Raw genomic sequence first — 20887 nt, 5'->3', positions numbered from 1 at the left:
CCTTTGCATGTCTGCGACCCGCTCCATCCTCATCACCGGCTGTTCCAGCGGCATCGGCTATGCCGCCGCGCACGGCATGCGCGCCCGTGGCTGGCGCGTTTTCGCTGCCTGCCGCCAACAAGCGGATTGCGACCGGTTGCAAGCCGAAGGCTTCGACGCGCCCCGCCTCGATTACACCGATGAGGCCAGCATCCAAGCGGCGCTTGCCCATGTACTGGACCAAACCGGCGGCACGCTCGACGCGCTGTTCAACAACGGTGCCCACGCCACGCCCGGGTTGGTCGAAGACCTGCCCACCGATGCCCTGCGCGAGATATTCGAGGCAAATTTCTTTGGCTGGCACAGCCTGACCCGCGCGGTGATCCCGGTGATGCGCAAGCAGGGGCATGGGCGGATCGTGCAATGTTCCTCGGTGCTTGGCATGGTGGCGATGCCGTGGCGCGGGGCGTACAACTCCACGAAATTCGCCCTTGAGGGGCTAACCGATACCCTACGGCTTGAGATGCGCGGCACCGGGGTCGCGGTGATCCTGATCGAACCCGGCCCCGTCACCTCGAAACTGCGAACCAAGGCCATCCCGCGTTTCGAGCGCTGGATCAACTGGCAAAACAGCCCCCGCGCGGCGGAGTATGAAAGCACCATGCGCCCCCGGCTTTATGACGACAGCGGCAAAAAGGACCGCTTCGAACTCCCGCCCGAGGCGGTGGTCGAGAAGCTGGTGCACGCCGTCGAATCCCCCCGCCCCCGCCCGCGCTATTTCGTCACAACCCCAACGCATATCGGCGGTATTTTACGGCGTATCCTGCCGACGCGGGCGCTGGACTGGGTCACCAGCCGCTGATTTTGGTTGCGCGGCTGCACGGTGCCGCTACATCTCAGGCCAACGAAAGGACAGCCCATGCCAAATGATCCGTTTTTCGTGATCGTCCTGATCTCTGTCGTGGCGGTCGCCGTTGTGCTCCTGGTGGGGCTGGGCGGCTTTGCCACCGGGGGCAAATTTAACAAACGCAACGCCAACAAGCTGATGCGCTGGCGGATCATCGCGCAGTTCATCGCCGTGCTGCTGATCCTTGCATATGTTTATTTCCGAGGGGGCACGATCTGATGGTTGTACTGAACAAGATTTACACCCGCACCGGGGACAAGGGCACCACCGCCCTTGGCAATGGCGACCGTGTCGCCAAACATGACGCGCGGGTCGAGGCCTATGGCACTTCGGATGAACTGAACTGCTTTGTCGGGGTGGCGCGGCTTGAGGCTAAGGGCGCTACGGATGAAGCGCTGGCGCGCATTCAAAACGATCTTTTCGATCTGGGCGCCGACCTTTGCCGCCCCGATATGGAAGCCGATAAGGATGCGGAATACCCGCCCCTGCGGGTCACCCAAGAACAGGTCGACCGGCTGGAACGTGAGATCGACGTGATGAATTCCGAGTTGGAGCCGCTGCGCAGCTTCATCCTGCCCGGCGGGCGCGCGCTGGCGGCGCATCTGCATGTCTGCCGCACCGTGGCGCGCCGCGCCGAGCGGCTGGCGGTGCTGCTGGCTGAGCAAACGGCGGTGAACCCCGCCTGCGTGACCTATCTGAACCGGCTCAGCGATTGGTTCTTCGTCGCCGCACGGATGGCCAATAACGCGGGCAAGGAAGACGTGCTTTGGGTGCCGGGGGCGAACCGGGCGTAAAATAGCGCTAACAGACGAAAAACCGGGAAAACGCCGCGTTCAAAACTGCCAACCTGCCGATTTTGGCCTGTTTTGATCCGATCCGCTTCGTTACACCCGTCTGGAGAATTAGGGAGACCGGGCCACCAGCCCGCGTCGCAAACTGAGGAGAGAGACCGCTCATGAAGGTACTGGTGCCTGTCAAACGCGTGATCGACTATAACGTGAAAGTTCGTGTCAAAGCGGACGGATCGGGTGTTGATCTTGCCAATGTGAAAATGTCGATGAACCCCTTCGACGAAATCGCCGTCGAACAGGCGATTCGTCTGAAAGAAGCCGGTCAGGCTGAAGAGGTCGTCGCCGTCTCCATCGGTGTGAAGCAAGCGCAGGAAACGCTGCGCACCGCCCTCGCCATGGGTGCCGACCGCGCGATCCTCGTGGTGGCCTCGGACGATGTGCACAAGGACATTGAACCGCTGGCCGTGGCCAAGATCCTCAAAGCCGTGGTCGACGAAGAGCAGCCGAGCCTCGTGCTCTGCGGCAAGCAGGCGATCGACAACGACATGAACGCCACCGGGCAAATGCTCTCGGCGCTGATGGGCTGGTCGCAAGCCACCTTTGCTTCCGACATCGCCATCGAAGGCGACAAGGCGAAAGTCACCCGCGAAGTCGATGGCGGCCTGCAGACCATCGAAGTTACCATGCCGACCGTGGTCACCGTGGACCTGCGCCTGAACGAGCCGCGCTACGCCTCGCTGCCCAACATCATGAAGGCCAAGAAAAAGCCGCTGGATGAGAAGACCGCCGAGGACTACGGCGTCGACGTCTCCAACCGTTTGGAAGTCGTTAAGACCGAAGAGCCCGCGGAACGTGCCGCTGGCATCAAGGTCGGCTCGGTCGACGAGCTTGTGGCGAAACTCAAAGAAGCGGGGGCTGTGTAATGGCTGTTCTTCTGATTGCAGAGATTTCCGACGGCGAACTGTCGATGGACGCAACCGCCAAGGCGGTGACCGCGGCCAAGCAACTGGGCGACGTGACCATTCTGGCGGCTGGCAGCTCTGCTGCGGCGGCAGGCGAAGCGGCGGCCAAGATCGATGGCGTCTCCAAGGTGCTGGTTGCCGAGGACGAGATGCTGGGCCACCGTCTGGCCGAAGCCACCGCGGCGCTGATCGTCAGCCTTGCCGGTGACTACGACCACATCGTCGCGCCCGCCACCACGGACGCCAAGAACATCATGCCCCGCGTCGCGGCCCTGCTCGACGTCATGGTGATCTCGGACGCTTCCGGCGTTGTCGATGCCGACACCTTCGAGCGCCCGATCTACGCGGGCAACGCGGTGCAGACCGTGAAGTCCAACGACGCCAAGAAAGTCATCACCTTCCGCACATCGACCTTCGATGCGGCAGGCGAAGGCGGCTCCGCCTCGCTCGAGACCATTTCGGCAGCCGAGAACCCCGGCCTGTCCACATGGGTCGAAGACAAGGTCGCCGAATCGGACCGCCCCGAGCTGACAAGCGCGGGCGTGGTGGTTTCCGGTGGTCGCGGTGTCGGCTCCGAAGAGGACTTCGCCCTGATCGAGAAGCTCGCCGACAAACTGGGCGCCGCCGTTGGCGCCTCCCGCGCGGCGGTCGATTCGGGCTATGCCCCGAACGACTGGCAGGTGGGCCAGACCGGCAAAGTGGTCGCCCCCGACCTCTATGTCGCGGTTGGCATCTCGGGTGCGATCCAGCACCTTGCCGGGATGAAAGACTCCAAGATCATCGTCGCGATCAACAAAGACGAAGAATCGCCGATCTTCCAAGTTGCCGACTATGGCCTTGTGGCAGACCTCTTCGACGCGGTGCCGGAACTGATCGAAAAGCTGTAAGGCTTCTCATATGAGACACCAAAGGCCCGCCGTTCTCGGCGGGCCTTTTTCGTGCATGTCCCTACCGGGAGCGTCAGGACATGCTTTGCAGCGCATCGGTCAAAGCGGCGGCGGCAGAGGCATGGGCCATCGGGCCCAGCATTTCCGACGCGGCCTGCGCCTCGAATTCACTGACCACCATGCCAGCGGTCGGCGCCCCTGAGGGGTCTTTGGGAGAGACGACCTCGATCTTGGCCGTGGCGTGTTGGGCCACCGCGTCCAACATTTCGCGTGTCACGAAAAGCGGATCATGGCCCAACTCCCCCACCGGCTGCGCTGCTGTTGCGACCGGCGGGCGGTCGGCCAGCCAAAGCAGCAGCGTGCGCCCCTGTATCTGCCCCAACATCAAACGCATGCGTGCCATCCACGCCTGCTGCAGTTCGGCCCGCACCGCCTCGAACCGCTCGGGCGAGACCTGCATGAGATGGGTCAGCATGTGCCGGTTGAAGTGGAACTGCGAGAAATCGACCTCGCGGTAGATCGTCTGCAACAGCGCGGAGGCCCCGACGAAACGGTCGTTCCGACGCCGGTGCACGGAATAGAAACGGTTGGTCATGTTCTGCGCCCCCATGACCTGAACCACCGTCACATCTGCCTGCGAGGCGGCCTGTGCAACGAAAGGGTCATGGGCAAAAGCGTCGATCCCCGCGTTGGGAAAGCCGAAGTTCACGCAGGTCTTGCCGATCTCGGCCTCGACCCGTGCGGGAAACGGCTCTTCAATGAATTTGCCATAGGTCTCCGTCCCGCCAAGAAAGGCGATATAGGGCGCCTCCAACCTGCGGCGCGGGCCGCGAAACATCAGCTTTGACGTGCCATAGCGACATGGCAAATAGTCCAGAGGCGCTGGCCCCACTGCATCATAGGTCATCGAACCACCTTTTTGTTCACCCAAAGCCAGATTGCACAGCAGGGGCTGCGATTCTGTTAACGGGCGAATTTGTCGTGAGATTTCGTAAACAGCTGCCCTTGCGGCACCCCCGCCACGCGCCCTATTGTGCGCCGAACTCAAGCAAAGGACAGGCCATGGACATCCAGACAATCGGTATCGTGGGAGCGGGGCAAATGGGCAATGGGATCGCCCATGTCATGGCGCTGGCAGGCTACGACGTGCTGCTGAACGATGTCAGCGCCGATGCGCTGGCCAAAGCGATGAAAACCGTGACCGGCAATATGGACCGCCAAGTCAGCCGCGAGAAGATCACCGCCGCCGACCGGGACGCCGCCATGGCGCGGATCACCACGACGCAGACGCTAAGCGATCTGGGCCAAAGCGATCTGGTGATCGAAGCCGCGACCGAGCGCGAAACGGTGAAACAGGCGATCTTTGAAGACCTGATCCCGCATCTGAAGCCGACGACGATCCTGACCTCGAACACCTCCTCGATCTCGATCACCCGCCTTGCCAGCCGCACCGACCGGCCCGAGAAATTCATGGGCTTTCACTTCATGAACCCTGTGCCGGTGATGCAGTTGGTCGAATTGATCCGCGGCATCGCCACGGACAGCGAGACCTATGACGCTTGCAAAGCCGTGGTCGACCGTCTGGGCAAGACCGCCGCCTCGGCCGAGGATTTCCCCGCCTTCATCGTGAACCGCATCCTGATGCCGATGATCAACGAGGCGGTCTATACGCTCTACGAAGGGGTCGGCAACGTCGAGTCGATCGACAGTTCGATGAAGCTGGGGGCGAACCATCCGATGGGGCCGCTGGAGCTTGCGGACTTTATTGGTTTGGACACCTGCCTTGCCATTATGAACGTTCTGCATGACGGGTTGGCGGATACGAAATATCGCCCCTGCCCGCTGCTGACCAAATATGTCGAAGCCGGGTGGTTGGGCCGCAAGACGCAGCGCGGGTTCTATGACTACCGCGGCGAAAAGCCCGTTCCGACGCGCTGAGTTGCGAGGGTGTTGGGGGCCCTGCCCCCATCGCGCCCGAGGCGCGATTCCCCCGAGGGTATTTTTAAAAGGATGAAGTTTAGTTGGTGAGCGCCAGAGTATGGGCGCGCAGCCAAGCCATGAAGCCGCGCGGGTCGTCGGCCCAGCGGTCGATCTCTTCGCGGGCGAGCGGGTGGCCGACGATGGGCCCTTGGGGTTTGTCGCAGGCGTGGGCGATTTCATGCAGCAAAAGCCCTTGGCGCAGCATCGGGCTGAGCCTGTTGGCGATCTGATAGGCGCGGCTGTTCTGGCCCGGGAAGCGCATCGGCACCACCTGCGCACCAGAGCGGCGGATCATCTTGGCGGTGAAGACGTTCCATTCCGCTTCGACCGCCGGGCCCCACCAGCTTTCCGAGGCCGCGACGACGCCGGAGGGGAAGAGCGCCACGACGCCCCCCTCTTTGAGGTGGGCCATGGCCTTGGCGCGCATTTCCACGCCTTTGCGCTGCGCATCCGGGTCATGTGGGAAGGGCACCGGGATCATGTAGCTGCCTGCCACCTCGTCGATGGAGGTGAGCAGCGACCGGGTGAGGATACGGTAATCGGGGCGCACGCGGCCGATAAGATCGGCGAAAATCATACCGTCGACCATGCCGTGGGGGTGATTTGCCACGACCACGACCGGCCCTTCTTTCGGGATGCGGTCCAACTGCTCTTGCGGGGTGGTCAGATCGATGCCCATCGTGTCGAGCGCCGCGCGCCAGAAGGCCTGGCCTGAGGGGGTGCCGCGTTGTTCAAACTTGCGGATTAGCCGCAGGATTTTGAGCTTGCCGGTGAAAAGCTCCATCGCGGAGATCACCCGCGCCTTCCATGGGTCATCGAAGGTCGAGGCATAGGACAGGCTGCGGCGGTCGTATTTGGTGAAGGTCACCGTGCCGTCGCCTGTCTGGGCCGGCTCGGCCGCGATGTTTTGCACGTCATCCATGGGGTCGGCGGATCCTTTTTCCCGCTTGGCGGGCCTAAAACCCTTCGCCGAACTTATCCGCCACGAGGGCGGTCAAAGCTTCGGCCAAGGCCTCGGCATCGGGGCCGGAGGTTTGGACATCGATGGTGGTGCCGCGCGACGCGCCGAGCATCAAGAGCCCCATGATACTGTCGCCCGATGCCGACATGCCATCCTTGCTGACTTCGGCGCGGGCATCAAACGCCTCGACCACCTCGACCAATTTGGCGGAGGCGCGCGCGTGCAGGCCTTTTTCGTTAACGATCTTTAATGAAAATTCGGGCATGACGTCTTGGGGCCTTCTAACCTGCGCTGACATTCTGGCTGTCGATATACTTCTTACCAGCTTCGAGCGCGGCACGCACGGCATCGGGCACATCCATATGCCGCGATTTGGCGAGTTTGATCAGCATGGGCAGGTTCGCGCCGTAGATGATCCGGCGGTTTTCCGGGCGGCAGGCCAAGAGGCTGAGGTTCGAGGGGGAGCCGCCGAAAAGATCGGTGACAACCACCACACCGGCGCCTTGGTCCACCGCATCGGCGGCGCCGCAAATCTCGCGTTCTTTGTCGGCGCGGTCATGGTCGGCTTCGATGGCGATGGCGCGCACGCCGAATTGGGATCCCACGACATGTTCGATGGCGGCAAGATATTCTTGCGCCAGCCCCCCATGTGCGACGATGACGATCCCGATCACGGCTTGCTTCCTTCACGATGCTGACGGTCCAGCTCTCGATGCCTAATTGACACCTGCCAGCCCTGCTCTGCAAGGCGCAAAGCGTGATCTTCGGCCATGGCGACAGAGCGGTGTTGCCCGCCCGTGCAGCCAAAGGCGATGGAGATATGGGATTTGCCCTCTTCGCGGTAGGCGGGCAGCAGCAGGAGGCTGAGGTCGAGCACCTTGTCGGCGAAATCGGCGTAGCGTTTGTCCCCCGCCACATGGGCCGCGACGGAAGGGTCGCGCCCGTCGCCACTGCGCAATTCAGGAACCCAATAGGGATTGTTCAGAAAGCGGCAGTCGTGCACCACATCAACGCCACGCGGGAGGCCCCGCTTGTAGGAAAAGCTTTGTACCGAGACCGTGAGTTGGCGCTGCCCGCCGGGGGCGAACCATTGTTCGACCTCGGCGCGCAACTCGTGAACGTTCAGCGTTGTCGTATCGATCAGCACGTCGGCACGGGCGCGGATCGGGTGAAGCAGTTCCTGCTCGCGCGCGATCCCGTCGACTGGGCGGTCAGCCGGGGCCAGCGGGTGGCGGCGGCGGGTTTCGGAAAAGCGTTGCAGCAGCACATCGGGGGCGCAGTCGAGATAGAGCAGTTCCGCGCGCCACCCCGGTTCAGCCGTCAGGCGGCCCATCAGCTCCAGCACGCCTTCGGTGGAAAAGTCCCGGTTGCGGGCGTCGATCCCCAAGGCCACCGATTGCGCATCGCCGGGGCGGTCAAGCAGCGCGGGCAGCAGCCGCAGCGGCAGGTTGTCGATCGCCTCAAACCCCGCATCCTCCAGCACGTTGAGCGCGGAGGACCGCCCGGCGCCCGAAGGGCCGGTGACAAGGACCAACCGCCGGGGGGCGGGGTCTGTTGATGAGGTCTGACTGATCAATTCGGTTCTTCCACACCTGACATATACAGATGAATTGCTGCCGCAAAATGAGCGCTATCGCATTTGTGAAAACAGGGCAACGTGACACCCCGTAGCATATGGCTGTGCCCTTCGGGAAGGCGCTGGTCTTCGGTACGGGCCAGATCGACGACGAGGGCCAGCGGCACAGGGCCGTGATCTTCCGCCCGCAGAATGCCCACATAGCGTGCCTCGATCAGGCCACGGATCGGCTCGGGGACGCTGGCGATCACCTGATCCCCCTCGCGCATGATATCGGTGCGATCATCGGCCACCAGCTTGGCACCGAAGGCGATCAGTTGCAGGGCGAGCGCCGATTTGCCCGCACCGGACGGGCCAAGGATCAGCACCCCGCGCCCATTGATCGCCACGCAGCTGGCGTGGAGGTTTTCGCGCTCGACGGTCATATCAGGCCCCGCGCCCGGGATTTAGGTGGGCAGCCCCACGACAAAACGCGCGCCGAGCGGTTCGGAGGTAATGTCGGCCTCGGTCGGGCGGATGTTCTCGGCCCAAATCACGCCGCCATGGGCTTCGACGATCTGCTTGGAGATTGCGAGGCCGAGGCCGGAGTTGTTGCCGAAATGCTCTTCGGGGCGCTGCGAATAGAAGCGTTTAAAGATTTTGCCGAGCGCCTGTTCGGGGATGCCGGGGCCGGTGTCCTCGACCACGATCAACACGCGATTGGCACGTTTGCGGGCCCAGACCCGGATCGCGTCGCCGTCTTCACAAAAGGAGATCGCGTTGGTGATCAGGTTCACAAAGACCTGCGCCAAACGGGCTTCCAGCCCATGCACGGTGATCGGCGCAGCGGGCAGATCGGTGATGAAATCAATGCCTTTGGATTTCGCATCTTCGCCGAGGTACTGGCCCAGATTGCCCAGCATTTGCAGCAGGTCGAAGGGTTCTTCCTCTTCCTTGACCAGTTCAGAATCGAGCCGCGAGGCATTGGAAATGTCGCTCACCAAACGGTCGAGGCGGCGCACGTCATGTTCGATCACATCCAGCAGTTTCTCGCGCTGGTCGTCGCGCTTGACCATCCGCAGCGTGCCCACGGCAGAGCGGAGAGAGGCGAGCGGGTTCTTGATCTCATGGGCCACATCGGCGGCGAATTGTTCGTTGCCGTCGATCCGGTTGTACAGTGCCGAGACCATGCCGCGCAGCGCGCCTGACAGGCGGCCAATCTCATCGGGCCGCGCGGTCAGATCGGGAATGCGGATGCGGCCGGGGTTCATCTTGCGCGCGTCCTTGTCACGGCCCAATTCGGCGGCGGCAGAGAGGTCGGCCAGCGGATTGGCGATGGTCGAGGCCAGAACGAGGCTGAGGCCGATGGAGACGAGGGTCGCGATGACGAAGATCTGCAAGACGCGCTCGCGTTCGCTGCGCACAAGGCGGTCGATCTCTCCCGCCGCACTGGCCACGGCGACCACGCCGACCGGGGCCTCGCCCTGCATGATGGGAGTCACCACGCTGAAAAGCGTGCCGCCTTCGATGGCGAGCGTGCCTTCCCGCCGGGTTCCGCTGGTCACGCTGGTGCCGACCATGCCGCGCAATTGCTCTTCGAGCGGCGGGGTGGCGGTGACCTCATCGGTGCTGAAGGGGGCCGAAACCCGGTCCCAAAGCCAGTTCAACCCGTCGTTCAGCAAGGTCCGCTCACCCGCCTCGGACGCGGCGAGGGCCTCAGCCACGGTGAGGCTGCCTGCGGTGCGGGCGACCAAGGTTTCCGCCGGATCATAGACAAAGACTTCGATGCCGCCGCGCAGGTCCAGCCCGTCGAGCGTGGCAGCCACATCGACACCATCGCCAGTGGTCAGGTTCACCGGCGCGCCTGCGGGGAGTTGGGCCTCGATCACATCGGCGATCAGCTCAGTCTCAGACACCAGTGCCGCGGCGCGTTGCAGCGCCAGACTGTCTCGCGAGGAATTAAGGTAGAGGATCCCCGCAACCAAAACGCTCAGCGCGATCAGGTTGAAGGTAATGATCTTGCGCGTCAGCGGCGAGGAGCGGAGCGAGAACAGCCCCCGCCGTTCACGCTTGACCCGAATTTCATCCGGCGCGGCACTGTCGGGGGTGACCCAATCGTCGCCCAATACAACATCACCGTCCCTGCCAGCAGCCATGTCCCGCACAAGCTTCCTTTCGACCCGCGTTAACCGACGGGTTTACTCTTCGTTATATCTATAGCCGATGCCGTAAAGCGTCTCGATCGCCGAGAATTCATCATCCGCGCTGCGCATCTTCTTGCGCAGGCGCTTGATATGGCTGTCGATGGTGCGGTCATCCACATAGACCTGATCATCATAGGCTACATCCATCAGTTGGTCGCGCGATTTCACGAAACCGGGGCGCTGCGCGAGGGCTTGCAGCAGCAGGAATTCGGTCACGGTCAGCGACACATCCTTACCCTTCCAGCTTACCGCGTGGCGCAGCGGGTCCATCCGCAGATCGCCGCGTTCCATCACCTTGGTCTCTTCGGTATCGCCGACCTCATTGGTCTCGACCGCGTCTTGGCGGCGCAGAAGGGCGCGGATACGCTCGACCAACAGGCGCTGGCTAAAGGGTTTTTTGACGTAATCGTCGGCCCCCATGCGCAGGCCCAGCACCTCGTCGATCTCATCGTCCTTGGAAGTCAGGAAGATCACCGGCATCGCGGTTTTCTGGCGCAGACGTTGGAGCAGATCCATGCCGTCCATACGGGGCATCTTGATGTCCAGCACCGCCATATCGGGCAGTTTCTTGTTGAAGGCGTCCAGCGCCGCTTGGCCATCGTTATAGGTTTCCACTTCGAAACCTTCAGCTTCAAGAGTCATCGAAACGGATGTCAGGATGTTCCTGTCATCGTCTACCAATGCGATCTTTGACATTGCCTGCTTCCTTATGCTGCTCAATTCGTTCTTATTTTTGGAGTCAGTGATCTCCAATATTACAGATCGAATCAATCCTTAAGTGCGAATCGCGCCTCTGAGATGCACCAATTCCGTCATAATTTGGTTAGGAATGGCTAAATTGCCGCACTTTGACTGGCCCCGCCCAAGGTGAAGACGCGGCAGCATCCACCGCTTTGGGGCGGGATCTAAGCGCTCAGAAACAAAGTTTTAGATGATGGCGCTAACTGTGACAAAGCTGCCTGTTCAACCTGAAAACGCCCGTGTTAAGAGGCTTCCAAGGCCCCCGATGCCCAGGGCAATTGCGCCCGCTCGGACACGTTCTGCGCTGCTCACGCGCTACCACAGGAGACATCATATGACATTTGGACGGGTAAACCCGCAGTTCAGCCTTGAGGATCAAAAGATCAGCGGGCTTGGCGATGTCTATTACAACCTGACCGAGCCTGCGCTGGTCGAGGCGGCATTGAAACGGGGCGAAGGCAGCCTTGGCAAAGGCGGGGCCTTCCTCGTGACCACCGGCAAGTTCACGGGCCGCTCGCCCAAGGACAAACACGTGGTCAAGACCGACAGCGTGGCCGACAGCATCTGGTGGGAGAACAACGCCGAGATGTCGCCCGAAGGGTTCGACGCGCTCTATCAAGACATGCTCGCCCATATGGAGGGCAAGGACTATTTCGTCCAAGACCTCGTTGGCGGCGCCGATCCGAAACATGCGATCAACGTGCGCATGGTGACCGAGCTGGCTTGGCATGGTCTTTTCATCCGCACCATGCTGCGCCGCCCCGACGCGGAGGCCATCAATGACTTCACCGCCGATTTCACCGTGATCAACTGCCCCAGCTTCCAAGCCGATCCGGCCAAGCATGACTGCCGCAGCGAGACCGTGATCGCGATGAACTTCGACCGTAAGATGATCCTCATCGGCGGCACCGAATACGCGGGCGAAAACAAGAAGTCGGTCTTTACCCTGCTGAACTACCTGCTGCCCGAAAAAGGCATCATGCCGATGCACTGCTCGGCCAACCACGCCAATGGCAACCCGGTCGACACCGCCGTCTTCTTTGGCCTGTCGGGTACGGGCAAGACCACCCTCTCAGCCGACCCTGAACGCACGCTGATCGGCGATGACGAGCACGGCTGGTCCGACAACGGCACCTTCAACTTCGAAGGCGGCTGCTATGCCAAAACCATCAACCTTAATCCCGAGGCCGAGCCGGAGATCTACGCGACGACCTCCAAGTTCGGCACCGTGATCGAGAATATGGTCTTCGATCCCGACACCTTCGAGCTCGACTTCGACGACGACTCGCTCACGGCCAACATGCGCGCCGCCTACCCGCTGCACTACATCTCGAACGCCAGCGAGAAGGCCGTCGGCGGCCACCCGAAAAACATCATCATGCTGACCTGCGATGCCTTCGGCGTGCTGCCCCCGATCGCGCGGCTGAGCCCGGCGCAGGCGATGTATCACTTCCTGTCGGGCTTCACCTCCAAGGTCGCTGGCACCGAGCGTGGCGTGACTGAGCCCGAGCCCACCTTCTCCACCTGCTTCGGCGCCCCCTTCATGCCGCGTCGGCCCGAGGTTTACGGCAACCTGCTGCGCGAAAAGATCGCCCAGCACGGCGCCACCTGCTGGCTCGTGAACACCGGCTGGACCGGCGGCGCATACGGCACCGGCTCGCGGATGCCGATCAAAGCGACCCGCGCGCTGCTTAGTGCCGCGCTCGAAGGGCGTCTGGCGGATGCGGAGTTCCGCAAAGACCCGAACTTCGGCTTCGATGTCCCTGTCGAGGTGAACGGCGTCGCCGACATCCTGCTCGACCCGCGCCGCACTTGGGACGACCCGGAAGCCTATGACCGTCAGGCGGCAAAACTGGTCAAGATGTTCTCGGACAACTTCGAGCAGTACCTGCCCCATATCGACGACGACGTGAAAGCCGCGGCGATCAGCTAAGCCCTTCGCCAAGGACGAAACAGAAAGGGCCGCCCTTATTGGGCGGCCCTTTTCGCATCTCACGCTCCGTGACCCTTAGCCTGCGAAAGTCACCTTCGCATCCAAAGGCATCTCGCGCAGGAAACTATCATCGACGCCGACGATATTGACCGAGGTCGACCGATCAACCGCCGCGATCAGGGCAAAGCTCTTATCCGGATAGCGCCCGGCCATTAGCAAACGTTTATAGGCCAGAGGCACCGGCGCGCCCCCCTCCTCCCGCGGGATTTCGGTGACCACCTCGTCCAAGCGAACGCCACAGGTCGCCTCAACCTCCCGAAAGGGGTAGTTCAGCATATTCTCGAACTCAGGCCCGCCCGGAAACAGCTTGATCGGCCGTCCTATGCTGCTGCGCGCGTTGGTCCAGCCCCACCATTGCGTGTAAAAGGATTTCTCCCCCACTTCGGTACAAATCCATCCATTGGGCGAATCGCGATACACCAACACATAGGGGCGCATGGCGCGAAAGGCTTCGCTTTCCAACTCACCCCGGCTCAAGCTCCACGCCTGCAACACGGCCTGAAGCATGGCAGAGCCGCCATCCCAGATCAGCGACAGGGGCTGCTGCTGTTGGTGAAAACACCAGCCGTTCGGCTCTTCATGGGAAAGGCGCAGCATACCGTCGGCATGGCGGGTCTTGCCATCCAGCCACAGCTTGCCCCGGTCGATAATATCGCGGGCCTCGGGCAGGGCCTCGGCGCCTGCTTTGGTCAGGGAATAGCGGCGGTTCTCAATCGTGAAGAGCGGCGCGCCCATCGCCTCTTCCAACTGCTGGATATGTCGCCGGACCGTCTGCCGTGTGCTGGCCAATTCGGCCACCGCATGGCTGAGGTTCAAAGTATGCGCCAGCGTCACGAAAGAGCGCATCATCTCGAACAGAAGCGCCGGAGCGGGGTCCTTCTGCAAGGCTTGGGGCACGGGTGCGACCCGCTCAATATCGGACATATGCTGGTTCATAGGCAAGGGATGGTACATGAATCACCCGGTAACGCAACATAATCCATACAGCTAGGGTGAATTGGTTAACGCAAAGAGGCCAGATCTAGGCAATTGATCCTCAATACATTGCGGGTAGTGAATATATTGTACTCAACCTGAGGTATTGAACTATGTCCCACCCCGTAGACGTTCACGTCGGTCGCCGGCTCAAGCAGGCACGCACCCTGCGACGGCAATCCCAGACCGATGTGGCACGCGAACTCAAACTGTCCTTTCAGCAGATCCAGAAGTATGAAATCGGCTCTAACCGGATCGCCGCCAGCCGCTTGCACGAGCTGGCCCGGATACTGGATGTCACCCCCGGCTATTTCTTCGAAGGGCTGGATGACGAGAAGCCCGAGGCCAGCAACGACCCCTCGCTCGACATCGCAAACGCCATTGGCTCTATCAAGGATGATGCGGTAAAGGCCCGAATTCTAACGTTTATTGAGGATGTTGCCGGCGTCACCGTCGCGCGCAAAGGCTGATCACAGCCCGTCGTTCACGCGAAACTCCGCCCGGGCCAGACGGCTCACACCACCTAACCAACGGCTACGAAAGCCCGCGGCAAACTGATGCGCACTCGCTTTAAGGGCCGGACCAAGTCACCGGCGTCTCCCACCTTCACGCGACCAGCGTTTCCGCCTTTTTCAAATCGACAGAGACCAATTGGCTCACCCCCTGCTCCGCCATGGTGACGCCAAAGAGCCGGTCCATCCGGGCCATCGTCACCGCATGGTGCGTGATGATCAGAAAGCGCGTGTCGGTCTGACGGCACATCTCATCCAGCAGATCGCAGAACCTGGTCACATTTGCGTCATCAAGCGGCGCGTCGACCTCATCCAGCACACAGATCGGCGCCGGATTGGCGAGGAAGACGGCAAAGATCAGCGCCATCGCGGTCAATGTCTGCTCCCCGCCTGACAGCAGGCTGAGGGTACTCAGCTTCTTGCCCGGCGGCTGGCACATGATCTCCAACCCGGCTTCCAAAGGATCATCGCTTTCGACCATGACGAGGTTCGCCTCACCGCCGCCGAAGAGATGGGTGAACAGCATCGAGAAATTCTCGTTCACCTGATCAAAGGCGGTCAGCAGCCGCTCCCGCCCCTCGCGGTTGAGACCCGCAATGCCGCTGCGCAGGGTCTTGATCGCTTCTTCCAGATCGGCCTTCTCGGTCAGCAGCGCTTCGTGCTCTTCACGTATCTCTTTCGCATCATCCTCGGCGCGCAGGTTCACCGCGCCCAAGGAATCCCGCTGCCGCTTGTACCGGTTCACGCCCTCTTCAAGCGTTTCCACAGGTGGGATCTGATCCGTCTCGACATCAAGCGCATCGCGCAGCGCCTCGGGCGTGCTTTGCCGTTCGTCCTGAATGCGTTCTGCCGCATGGGTCACCGTTTCACGGGCGGCATCGCTGCGCGCCTCGGCCCGGGCACGGGCCTCCCGCGCATCCGATGCCTGCCGCTCCGCGTCGCGCTCGGCGTCCGTCGCGGCTTTCAGGGCGGCTTCCGCGGCGGCCAGCGTTTCCGTGGCATGGGCGCGGCGGGCCTCGGCAGAAGTGATCGCGCCTGACAGGTCTTCCCGCTTCGCCGCGATCTCCGCCGGGACAGCGCTCGCCTCGGCCAATTCGGCCTCCGATGCGGTCTTGCGCTCGACCAATTCAGCGCTGCGCTTGCCCGCCGTTTCCAAGCGGTTCCGCCACCCGCTGACCTCTTTCGCGACCTCTTGCAGCCGCCGTCTGCGCGCCTCGCCCTCGCGGCGCAATTCGTCATGGGCCGAGCGGCGCGACATCATGGTGATCCGCGACGCCTCGACCGTCATGCGGACATCCTCGACCGTCGCACGGGCGGCGGAGAGGTCATCCAAGCCCGCCAGCGTGCGCTCGGCGTCCATCACCTCGGCCCGCGCGGTGATCGCAGCTTCCTCATGGCGTTTCACGGCTAGGCCGAGGGATTCCAACCGACTTTGGGCGAGGTTGCGATCTGCCTCTGCCCGACTTAACGCGCGGCCCGCCTCGGCCACTTGCCTGTCGGCATCGCGCCGCGCCTCGCGGGCCCGTTTGTCGGCTTCGGCCTGTTCGGCCAATTGCTGCTGGAGGGTCTCATGCGCCGCCCGCGCGGCATCGGCACGGGTGCTGGCCTGTTCCAGCGTCTGTTTAAGGACTTCCAACCGGTTCAACTGCTGCAAGCGCAGCGCGGCGGCCGAGGGCGCATCTTCGGCCATCGCACGGAAACCGTCCCACCGCCAGAGGTCCCCCTTCTTCGACACCAAGCGCTGCCCCGGCTGCAACTGCGCCTGAACCTTCGCGCCCGCGTCGGCGTCAACGAGTCCGACTTGGGCCATCCGGCGCTCTAGCACCTGCGGCACGGTGACATGCTGCGTGAGCGGGGTCACTTCGGCGGGTAGTGGCTGCGGCGCCGGGTAGCTCGGCAAATGCGCCCATCCTGAGGGGCGATCGGCCTCTACCTCAGGCGCGCGCAGGTCATCGGCCAAGGCTGCGCCGAGCGCTTTCTCAAAGCCCTGTTCCACCTGCAACCGGTCGAGAACCTGCCCGCCTTCGGCGCTGTCACGCTCCACCAATTTCGCCAGCGCGCCAACCTCGGCGCGCAGGGCCTTGGCCTCGCCCTCCGCCTCAGAGCGCTCCGCGCGGGCCTCAGCCTCGCGCGATTGCGTGTCGGCGCGGGTCTCTTCGGCAGCCAAAAGGGCGGCATCCGCCGCCGCCGAGGCGGTGACGGCTGCGGCTTCGGCCTTCTCAGCCGCCGCGAAATCTAGCCCGGCCTTGTCGAGGGTCGCTTGGCTTTGCGCCACCGCATCGCGGGCCTTGCGGGACTCGGCCTCCGACTTTTCCAACGTCTTGCGGCTGTCCTGAAGCAAGCGTTCCGCCGAACTGTGGCGCGCCGCCAACCGGGCTACGTCTTCGGTCTGCTGCGAAAGATCGGCCTCGCGGGTTTGCAAGACTTCGGCTGCCTCCCGCGCGGCCTGTTCCGCCGCCTCAACCGCGCTGTCGTGACCCTTGTCCGCCTTGGCGAGGTCTTCCGCTTCCTCTTCGAGGCGCGCGATCGTTTCTTCCGCGTCGCGGTTCAGCCCGCCTTCGCGTTCGATGTCGCGGGTCAGCTGAGCAATGCGGCCTGTCAGGGTTTCGATTAGCGACGCCGCCCGTGCCTCTTCCTCGGTCAGGGTGTCGCGCTGCGTGGTCAGACGTTGCAGGATCGCAGTCGCAATTGCCTCTTCCTCGCGCAGGGGTGGCAAGGCGGCCTCTGCCTCCTCCCGCCCTTCGGCCACGCGGCGAACCTGCGCTTCGGCCTCCGCCGTGGAGGCGACGCGAGCACGCAATTCCCCCTCGGCCTTCGCACGCGCCTCATCGGCTTCGCGCCAGCGGCGATACAGCAACAAGCCCTCGGCATGGCGCAATGCTTCGCCAATCTCACGATACCGCGCCGCCTGCCGGGCTTGCCGGGCCAGCGTGGCCAATTGCGCGGCCAGTTGTTCAACCACATCGTCTACGCGCGCGAGGTTTTGCTCCGCACCGTTAAGTTTCAACTCGGCCTCATGGCGGCGCTGATACAGGCCCGAGATGCCAGCGGCCTCTTCCAAAATGCGGCGGCGGCTCTTCGGCTTGGCGTTAATCAACTCGGCAATCTGCCCCTGCCGTACCAAAGCGGGGCTATGCGCCCCGGTTGAGGCATCGGCGAAGAGCATTTGCACATCGCGCGCGCGCACATCCTTGCCGTTCACCTTATAGGCACTGCCCACGTCGCGGGTGATCCGGCGGACGATTTCAAGCGCGTCTTGTTCGTTAAACCCCGCAGGCGCCAACCGGTCGCTGTTGTCGAGGTGCAGCGCCACTTCGGCGAAGTTGCGTGCGGGCCGGGAGGAGGCTCCGGCGAAGATCACATCTTCCATACCGCCGCCGCGCATGGCCGTGGGGCGGTTTTCGCCCATCACCCACCGCAGCGCTTCGAGCAGGTTGGATTTGCCACAGCCGTTCGGCCCCACGACCCCGGTCAACCCGTCGGAAATGACGAGGTCGGTCGGGTCCACAAAGCTTTTGAAGCCGGTTAATCTGAGTTTGGAAAAGCGCAAGTTAGCCCTGCCGTGATTGATTCTCGCCTGAGCGGCGAACTTGCCGTTTGGCATGGGTCCGAGTCAATCAAAAGCCCCAAGGGAGAGGGGGCGGTCGGCGGTTATCCACAAGATATTGTCTTGATCGGCGAGTTTGCCCTATCGGGCACGCGGTTGGATCGGGTCGATAGCACGCTTCGCCCATTCCGCGTCCCTCGCCCCATGCGATGCCGCAATACAAAGCCCGGCCTAATCACAGTCCAGCACCCCAAGCGCCAGCGCCTGATCGCCCAGAACCTCCTTCACCTCACAGCCGCTAACCAGTGCCATCGCGCGCCCGGCCCGCGCGCGGATGGGGCCAAAGCGCGGTGCGTATTGGGTGTTTACCCGCACCGCCTCTGCCCGCTCCCCTCGAACGCGGACATCGAACACCGACCCCTCCACGGTGATCCGCTGCGCCGGCAGCCCCCGAAACTCCCGACTGGGCGCCGTACAGGCCGCGAGGCTGAATAAGACTACAATGATAACGAGCAACCGCATGGCTCAACCCTGCCCCTGCAGAGTTAACAAAAGCCTAACGCAAAAGAAAAAGCCCCGGCGGGGCCGGGGCTTTCAAAACTCTATAAAACGCTGGTTCAGTGCAGTTTGGCTTCGACTTGGGCGATGCCTTCGTCGATCAGCTTGTTGCCCTGTGCGGCGGTCATCTGCTTGGCGATCACGTCGCGCGCGGCGGCCACGGCGATGGTCACGGCTTGGTCGCGGACTTCCTTCACAGCGGCGGCCTCGGCCGAGCTGATCTGGTCTTTCGCGGCGGCCATGCGACGCTCAAGCGACTTGGCCATATCCGCCCGCGCCTGTTCGGCGGCAAGACGGGCGTCCTCCTTGGCAGAAGACACGATCCGGTCCGCTTGGTCCTGCACCTCTTTCTGCTTGCGCTCGTAAGAGGCCAGCAGGGTTTGCGCTTCTTCACGCAGGGCGCGGGCTTCTTCCAGCTCGGTCTTGATGCCGTCGGCGCGTTTGTCGAGCATGCCGATCAAAAGCGTTGGCACCTTGAAGTAAATCAGGATCCCAAGGAACAGCAGGAAGGCCAGCAACACGATGAAATCGGTGTTGCGCAGCGAAAAGAAAGGCCCCGTGGCGGCAAGCGCCGGCGAAGCCGCAAGACCGGCGAGCAGGGTCGAAAGTGTCAGGCGCATGGATTTGGTCATGGCTTATCCTTTCATCCGCGCGTCGACGGCAGCGCTGACGGTTGCGGTATCGGCCGTGCCACCCAGAGCGGCGACGAGGGCCTCGGCGGTGTCCTTGGCAACGGCTTGTACGTTGTCCATGGCGCCCGCGCGAATTTCGGCGATGGCTTTTTCCGATTCCGCCACTTGCGCGGCAATCTCGGCATCGGCCTTGGCCATTTCGGCATCCAGATCAGCCTGCATGTCCGCTTTTGCCTGAGCCACGATCTGCTGTGCCTCGGCGCGGGCGTCGATCAGGGCCTTGTCATAGGCGGCTTCGGCTTCCTGCGCCTTGACCTTGAGGTCTTCGGCAGCCGCGATGTCATTGGTGATGGTCCCTTGGCGCTCGGCCAGAACCGCACCGATACGGGGCAGAGCCACGCGCGACAGGATCAGGTAGGTGGCGATCAGCGCCAGGATCAGCCAGAAAATCTGGTTGCCCCAGTGATCGAAGTTCAGCTGCGGCATGCCCGGCGTTTCGGCAGCATGGGTCGCAATGCCGGTCGCGTCGGCCAGCCCGTCGCTGGTTGTTACAGTTGCCATCGTGGCTTCTCCTTGGAAACTTTGCCGTTACAGCCGGGCAGACACGGCGATGCGCGCCTGCCCGCTCGTAAGGATTACAGTTCCGAGAGCTTAGACAGCGAACATCAGCAGCAGAGCGACGAGGAACGAGAAGATCCCCAGAGCTTCTGCAAACGCGATGCCGATGAACAGGGTCGCTGTCTGGCTTGCGGCTGCCGAGGGGTTGCGCAGAGCGCCGGACAGGAAGTTGGCGGCAACGTTGCCGACACCCAGGGCTGCGATGCCTGTGCCGAGACCTGCGATGCCTGCGCCGATATGTGCGAGTTGACCTTCCATTGGGGTATCTCCTTACGATTGGAAGTTAAAACTTTGACGGGAAACCCCGCCGTTGTTGGGGTTGTTAGTGTGCGGGGTGCAGCGCGTCCTTGAGGTACACGCATGTCAGGATGGTGAAGACATAGGCCTGAATAAAGGCCACCAGCACTTCGAGACCGTACATCGCGGTGATCGCGACGACCGAAACGGGCGAGATGACAGCGATGGCGGCGAAACCGGCGAAAACCTTGATCACCGCGTGGCCCGCCATGACGTTGCCCGCCAGACGAATGGAGTGGCTGACCGGGCGCACGAAATAGCTGATCAGCTCGATGATCGCCAGCACGGGGCGCAGGGCCAGAGGCGCCGAGGACACCCAGAAGAGGCTCAGGAACGCCGCGCCGTTCTTGACGAAACCGACGACGGTCACGGTGATGAACACCGCCAGCGCCAGCACCACGGTCACCGAGAAATGCGCGGTGGGGGTGAAGGCTGTCGGGATCAGGCCGAGGAAGTTGGCCATGACGATGAACATGAACAGGGTCATGATATAGGGGAAGAACTTCAGCCCCTCTTTGCCGCAGATGTCTTCGACCATCTTGTGGATGAAGCCGTAAGCCAGCTCAGCGACCGATTGCATGCGGCCGGGAACGACCGAGCGGCGCGCGCTGCCCAGAACGAGCATCGCGAAAGTGGCCAGAACCGCCAGCGCCATCCAGAAGGTCGCGTTGGTGATGGTGTACCAAGCAACGGAAGCATCGTCGCCAAAGAGCGGCGATACGATGAACTGGTCCATCGGGTGGAATTCCAGACCGCCTGTTTCAGCGCCGTGTGTCTCTGTTGCCATC

Annotated in this window: 23 protein-coding genes; 8 read left to right on the top strand and 15 right to left on the bottom strand. The window is 62.6% G+C overall.

The window, feature by feature from the left end; translation table 11 throughout:
• Positions 1-7: 7 nt before the first annotated feature.
• The 5 genes from ACGYLX_RS08670 (at position 8) to ACGYLX_RS08650 (ending at position 3526) form a co-directional block, all read left to right on the top strand.
• On the top strand, positions 8-841 hold the full coding sequence (locus ACGYLX_RS08670; protein WP_168612491.1) for an SDR family oxidoreductase: 834 nt from the start codon (positions 8-10) through the stop codon (positions 839-841).
• Positions 842-898: 57 nt separating this feature from the next.
• On the top strand, positions 899-1105 hold the full coding sequence (locus tag ACGYLX_RS08665; protein WP_168612492.1) for a twin transmembrane helix small protein: 207 nt from the start codon (positions 899-901) through the stop codon (positions 1103-1105).
• Complete coding sequence (locus ACGYLX_RS08660; RefSeq protein ID WP_067260588.1) at positions 1105-1680, top strand: cob(I)yrinic acid a,c-diamide adenosyltransferase; 576 nt, start codon at positions 1105-1107, stop codon at positions 1678-1680. Before ACGYLX_RS08665 ends, ACGYLX_RS08660 begins: the two co-directional genes overlap by 1 nt.
• Positions 1681-1841: 161 nt before the next feature.
• Complete coding sequence (locus ACGYLX_RS08655; protein WP_067260591.1) at positions 1842-2600, top strand: electron transfer flavoprotein subunit beta/FixA family protein; 759 nt, start codon at positions 1842-1844, stop codon at positions 2598-2600.
• Complete coding sequence (locus tag ACGYLX_RS08650) at positions 2600-3526, top strand: FAD-binding protein (RefSeq protein ID WP_168612493.1); 927 nt, start codon at positions 2600-2602, stop codon at positions 3524-3526. Before ACGYLX_RS08655 ends, ACGYLX_RS08650 begins: the two co-directional genes overlap by 1 nt.
• Before the next feature lie 73 nt (positions 3527-3599).
• Here the strand turns inward: ACGYLX_RS08650 and ACGYLX_RS08645 are convergent, their stop codons facing one another.
• A complete protein-coding gene (locus ACGYLX_RS08645) occupies positions 3600-4433 on the bottom strand; it encodes a DUF6473 family protein (protein ID WP_168612494.1) in 834 nt (277 codons plus the stop codon).
• A 155-nt stretch (positions 4434-4588) separates the two neighbouring features.
• On the opposite strand from ACGYLX_RS08645, the gene ACGYLX_RS08640 reads away from it, so the two are divergent.
• Positions 4589-5464 carry a 3-hydroxybutyryl-CoA dehydrogenase gene (locus tag ACGYLX_RS08640; RefSeq protein ID WP_168612495.1) on the top strand — a complete coding sequence of 292 codons (876 nt, stop codon included), beginning with the start codon at positions 4589-4591 and terminating at the stop codon, positions 5462-5464.
• 79 nt (positions 5465-5543) lie between these two features.
• Here ACGYLX_RS08640 and ACGYLX_RS08635 read toward each other — a convergent pair whose 3' ends face one another.
• Genes ACGYLX_RS08635 through ACGYLX_RS08605 form a run of 7 tightly spaced genes read right to left on the bottom strand, consistent with a single transcriptional unit; the run spans position 5544 to position 10922 of the window.
• Positions 5544-6428, bottom strand: coding sequence for a lysophospholipid acyltransferase family protein (locus ACGYLX_RS08635; RefSeq protein ID WP_168612496.1), 885 nt, complete (start codon positions 6426-6428; stop codon positions 5544-5546).
• 34 nt (positions 6429-6462) lie between these two features.
• Positions 6463-6732, bottom strand: a complete 270-nt coding sequence (locus tag ACGYLX_RS08630) for an HPr family phosphocarrier protein (protein WP_067260603.1) — start codon at positions 6730-6732, stop codon at positions 6463-6465.
• 16 nt (positions 6733-6748) lie between these two features.
• On the bottom strand, positions 6749-7141 hold the full coding sequence (locus ACGYLX_RS08625; RefSeq protein ID WP_067260606.1) for a PTS sugar transporter subunit IIA: 393 nt from the start codon (positions 7139-7141) through the stop codon (positions 6749-6751).
• A complete protein-coding gene (gene rapZ / locus ACGYLX_RS08620) occupies positions 7138-8043 on the bottom strand; it encodes an RNase adapter RapZ (protein ID WP_168612497.1) in 906 nt (301 codons plus the stop codon). The genes ACGYLX_RS08625 and rapZ overlap by 4 nt, the downstream gene beginning before the upstream one ends.
• A complete protein-coding gene (locus tag ACGYLX_RS08615; RefSeq protein WP_168612498.1) occupies positions 8040-8468 on the bottom strand; it encodes an HPr kinase/phosphatase C-terminal domain-containing protein in 429 nt (142 codons plus the stop codon). Before ACGYLX_RS08615 ends, rapZ begins: the two co-directional genes overlap by 4 nt.
• Positions 8469-8489: 21 nt before the next feature.
• Positions 8490-10178 (bottom strand): sensor histidine kinase, encoded by a 1689-nt coding sequence (locus ACGYLX_RS08610; protein WP_168612499.1) that lies wholly within the window; start codon positions 10176-10178, stop codon positions 8490-8492.
• Between the two features lie 42 nt (positions 10179-10220).
• Positions 10221-10922 (bottom strand): response regulator transcription factor, encoded by a 702-nt coding sequence (locus ACGYLX_RS08605; RefSeq protein ID WP_067260621.1) that lies wholly within the window; start codon positions 10920-10922, stop codon positions 10221-10223.
• 379 nt (positions 10923-11301) lie between these two features.
• Between ACGYLX_RS08605 and ACGYLX_RS08600 the strand changes: the two genes are divergently transcribed.
• Entirely contained in the window at positions 11302-12900 is a 1599-nt protein-coding gene (locus tag ACGYLX_RS08600; protein ID WP_168612500.1) for a phosphoenolpyruvate carboxykinase, read from the top strand.
• A 75-nt stretch (positions 12901-12975) separates the two neighbouring features.
• Here ACGYLX_RS08600 and ACGYLX_RS08595 read toward each other — a convergent pair whose 3' ends face one another.
• Positions 12976-13884, bottom strand: a complete 909-nt coding sequence (locus ACGYLX_RS08595; RefSeq protein ID WP_394429355.1) for a LysR family transcriptional regulator — start codon at positions 13882-13884, stop codon at positions 12976-12978.
• A 164-nt stretch (positions 13885-14048) separates the two neighbouring features.
• Here ACGYLX_RS08595 and ACGYLX_RS08590 point away from each other — a divergent pair, with 164 nt between their 5' ends.
• The gene (locus ACGYLX_RS08590; protein WP_168612501.1) at positions 14049-14405 is read left to right on the top strand and encodes a helix-turn-helix transcriptional regulator; all 357 of its coding nucleotides are present in this window, start codon (positions 14049-14051) and stop codon (positions 14403-14405) included.
• Positions 14406-14541: 136 nt separating this feature from the next.
• Here ACGYLX_RS08590 and smc read toward each other — a convergent pair whose 3' ends face one another.
• The 6 genes from smc to ACGYLX_RS08560 all read right to left on the bottom strand — a co-directional run bounded on the left by smc (position 14542) and on the right by ACGYLX_RS08560 (position 20886).
• Complete coding sequence (smc, locus tag ACGYLX_RS08585; protein ID WP_394448629.1) at positions 14542-17997, bottom strand: chromosome segregation protein SMC; 3456 nt, start codon at positions 17995-17997, stop codon at positions 14542-14544.
• A 228-nt stretch (positions 17998-18225) separates the two neighbouring features.
• Entirely contained in the window at positions 18226-18516 is a 291-nt protein-coding gene (locus ACGYLX_RS08580) for a hypothetical protein (protein WP_168613455.1), read from the bottom strand.
• 95 nt (positions 18517-18611) lie between these two features.
• Positions 18612-19172: a F0F1 ATP synthase subunit B gene (locus tag ACGYLX_RS08575; protein WP_168613456.1), complete on the bottom strand. Its 561-nt coding sequence runs from the start codon at positions 19170-19172 to the stop codon at positions 18612-18614.
• 15 nt (positions 19173-19187) lie between these two features.
• Positions 19188-19745 carry a F0F1 ATP synthase subunit B' gene (locus ACGYLX_RS08570; protein ID WP_136720208.1) on the bottom strand — a complete coding sequence of 186 codons (558 nt, stop codon included), beginning with the start codon at positions 19743-19745 and terminating at the stop codon, positions 19188-19190.
• A gap of 90 nt (positions 19746-19835) precedes the next feature.
• A complete protein-coding gene (locus ACGYLX_RS08565) occupies positions 19836-20060 on the bottom strand; it encodes a F0F1 ATP synthase subunit C (protein WP_007118046.1) in 225 nt (74 codons plus the stop codon).
• 64 nt (positions 20061-20124) lie between these two features.
• A complete protein-coding gene (locus ACGYLX_RS08560; RefSeq protein ID WP_067260637.1) occupies positions 20125-20886 on the bottom strand; it encodes a F0F1 ATP synthase subunit A in 762 nt (253 codons plus the stop codon).
• Between the last annotated feature and the right edge of the window lies 1 nt (position 20887).

Source organism: Sulfitobacter sp. 1A13496 (assembly GCF_043557225.1).
GTDB classification, from domain to species: domain Bacteria; phylum Pseudomonadota; class Alphaproteobacteria; order Rhodobacterales; family Rhodobacteraceae; genus Sulfitobacter; species Sulfitobacter faviae.
Note: the sequence above shows the minus strand (reverse complement) of the source record. Positions and strands in the feature narration are given on the sequence as shown.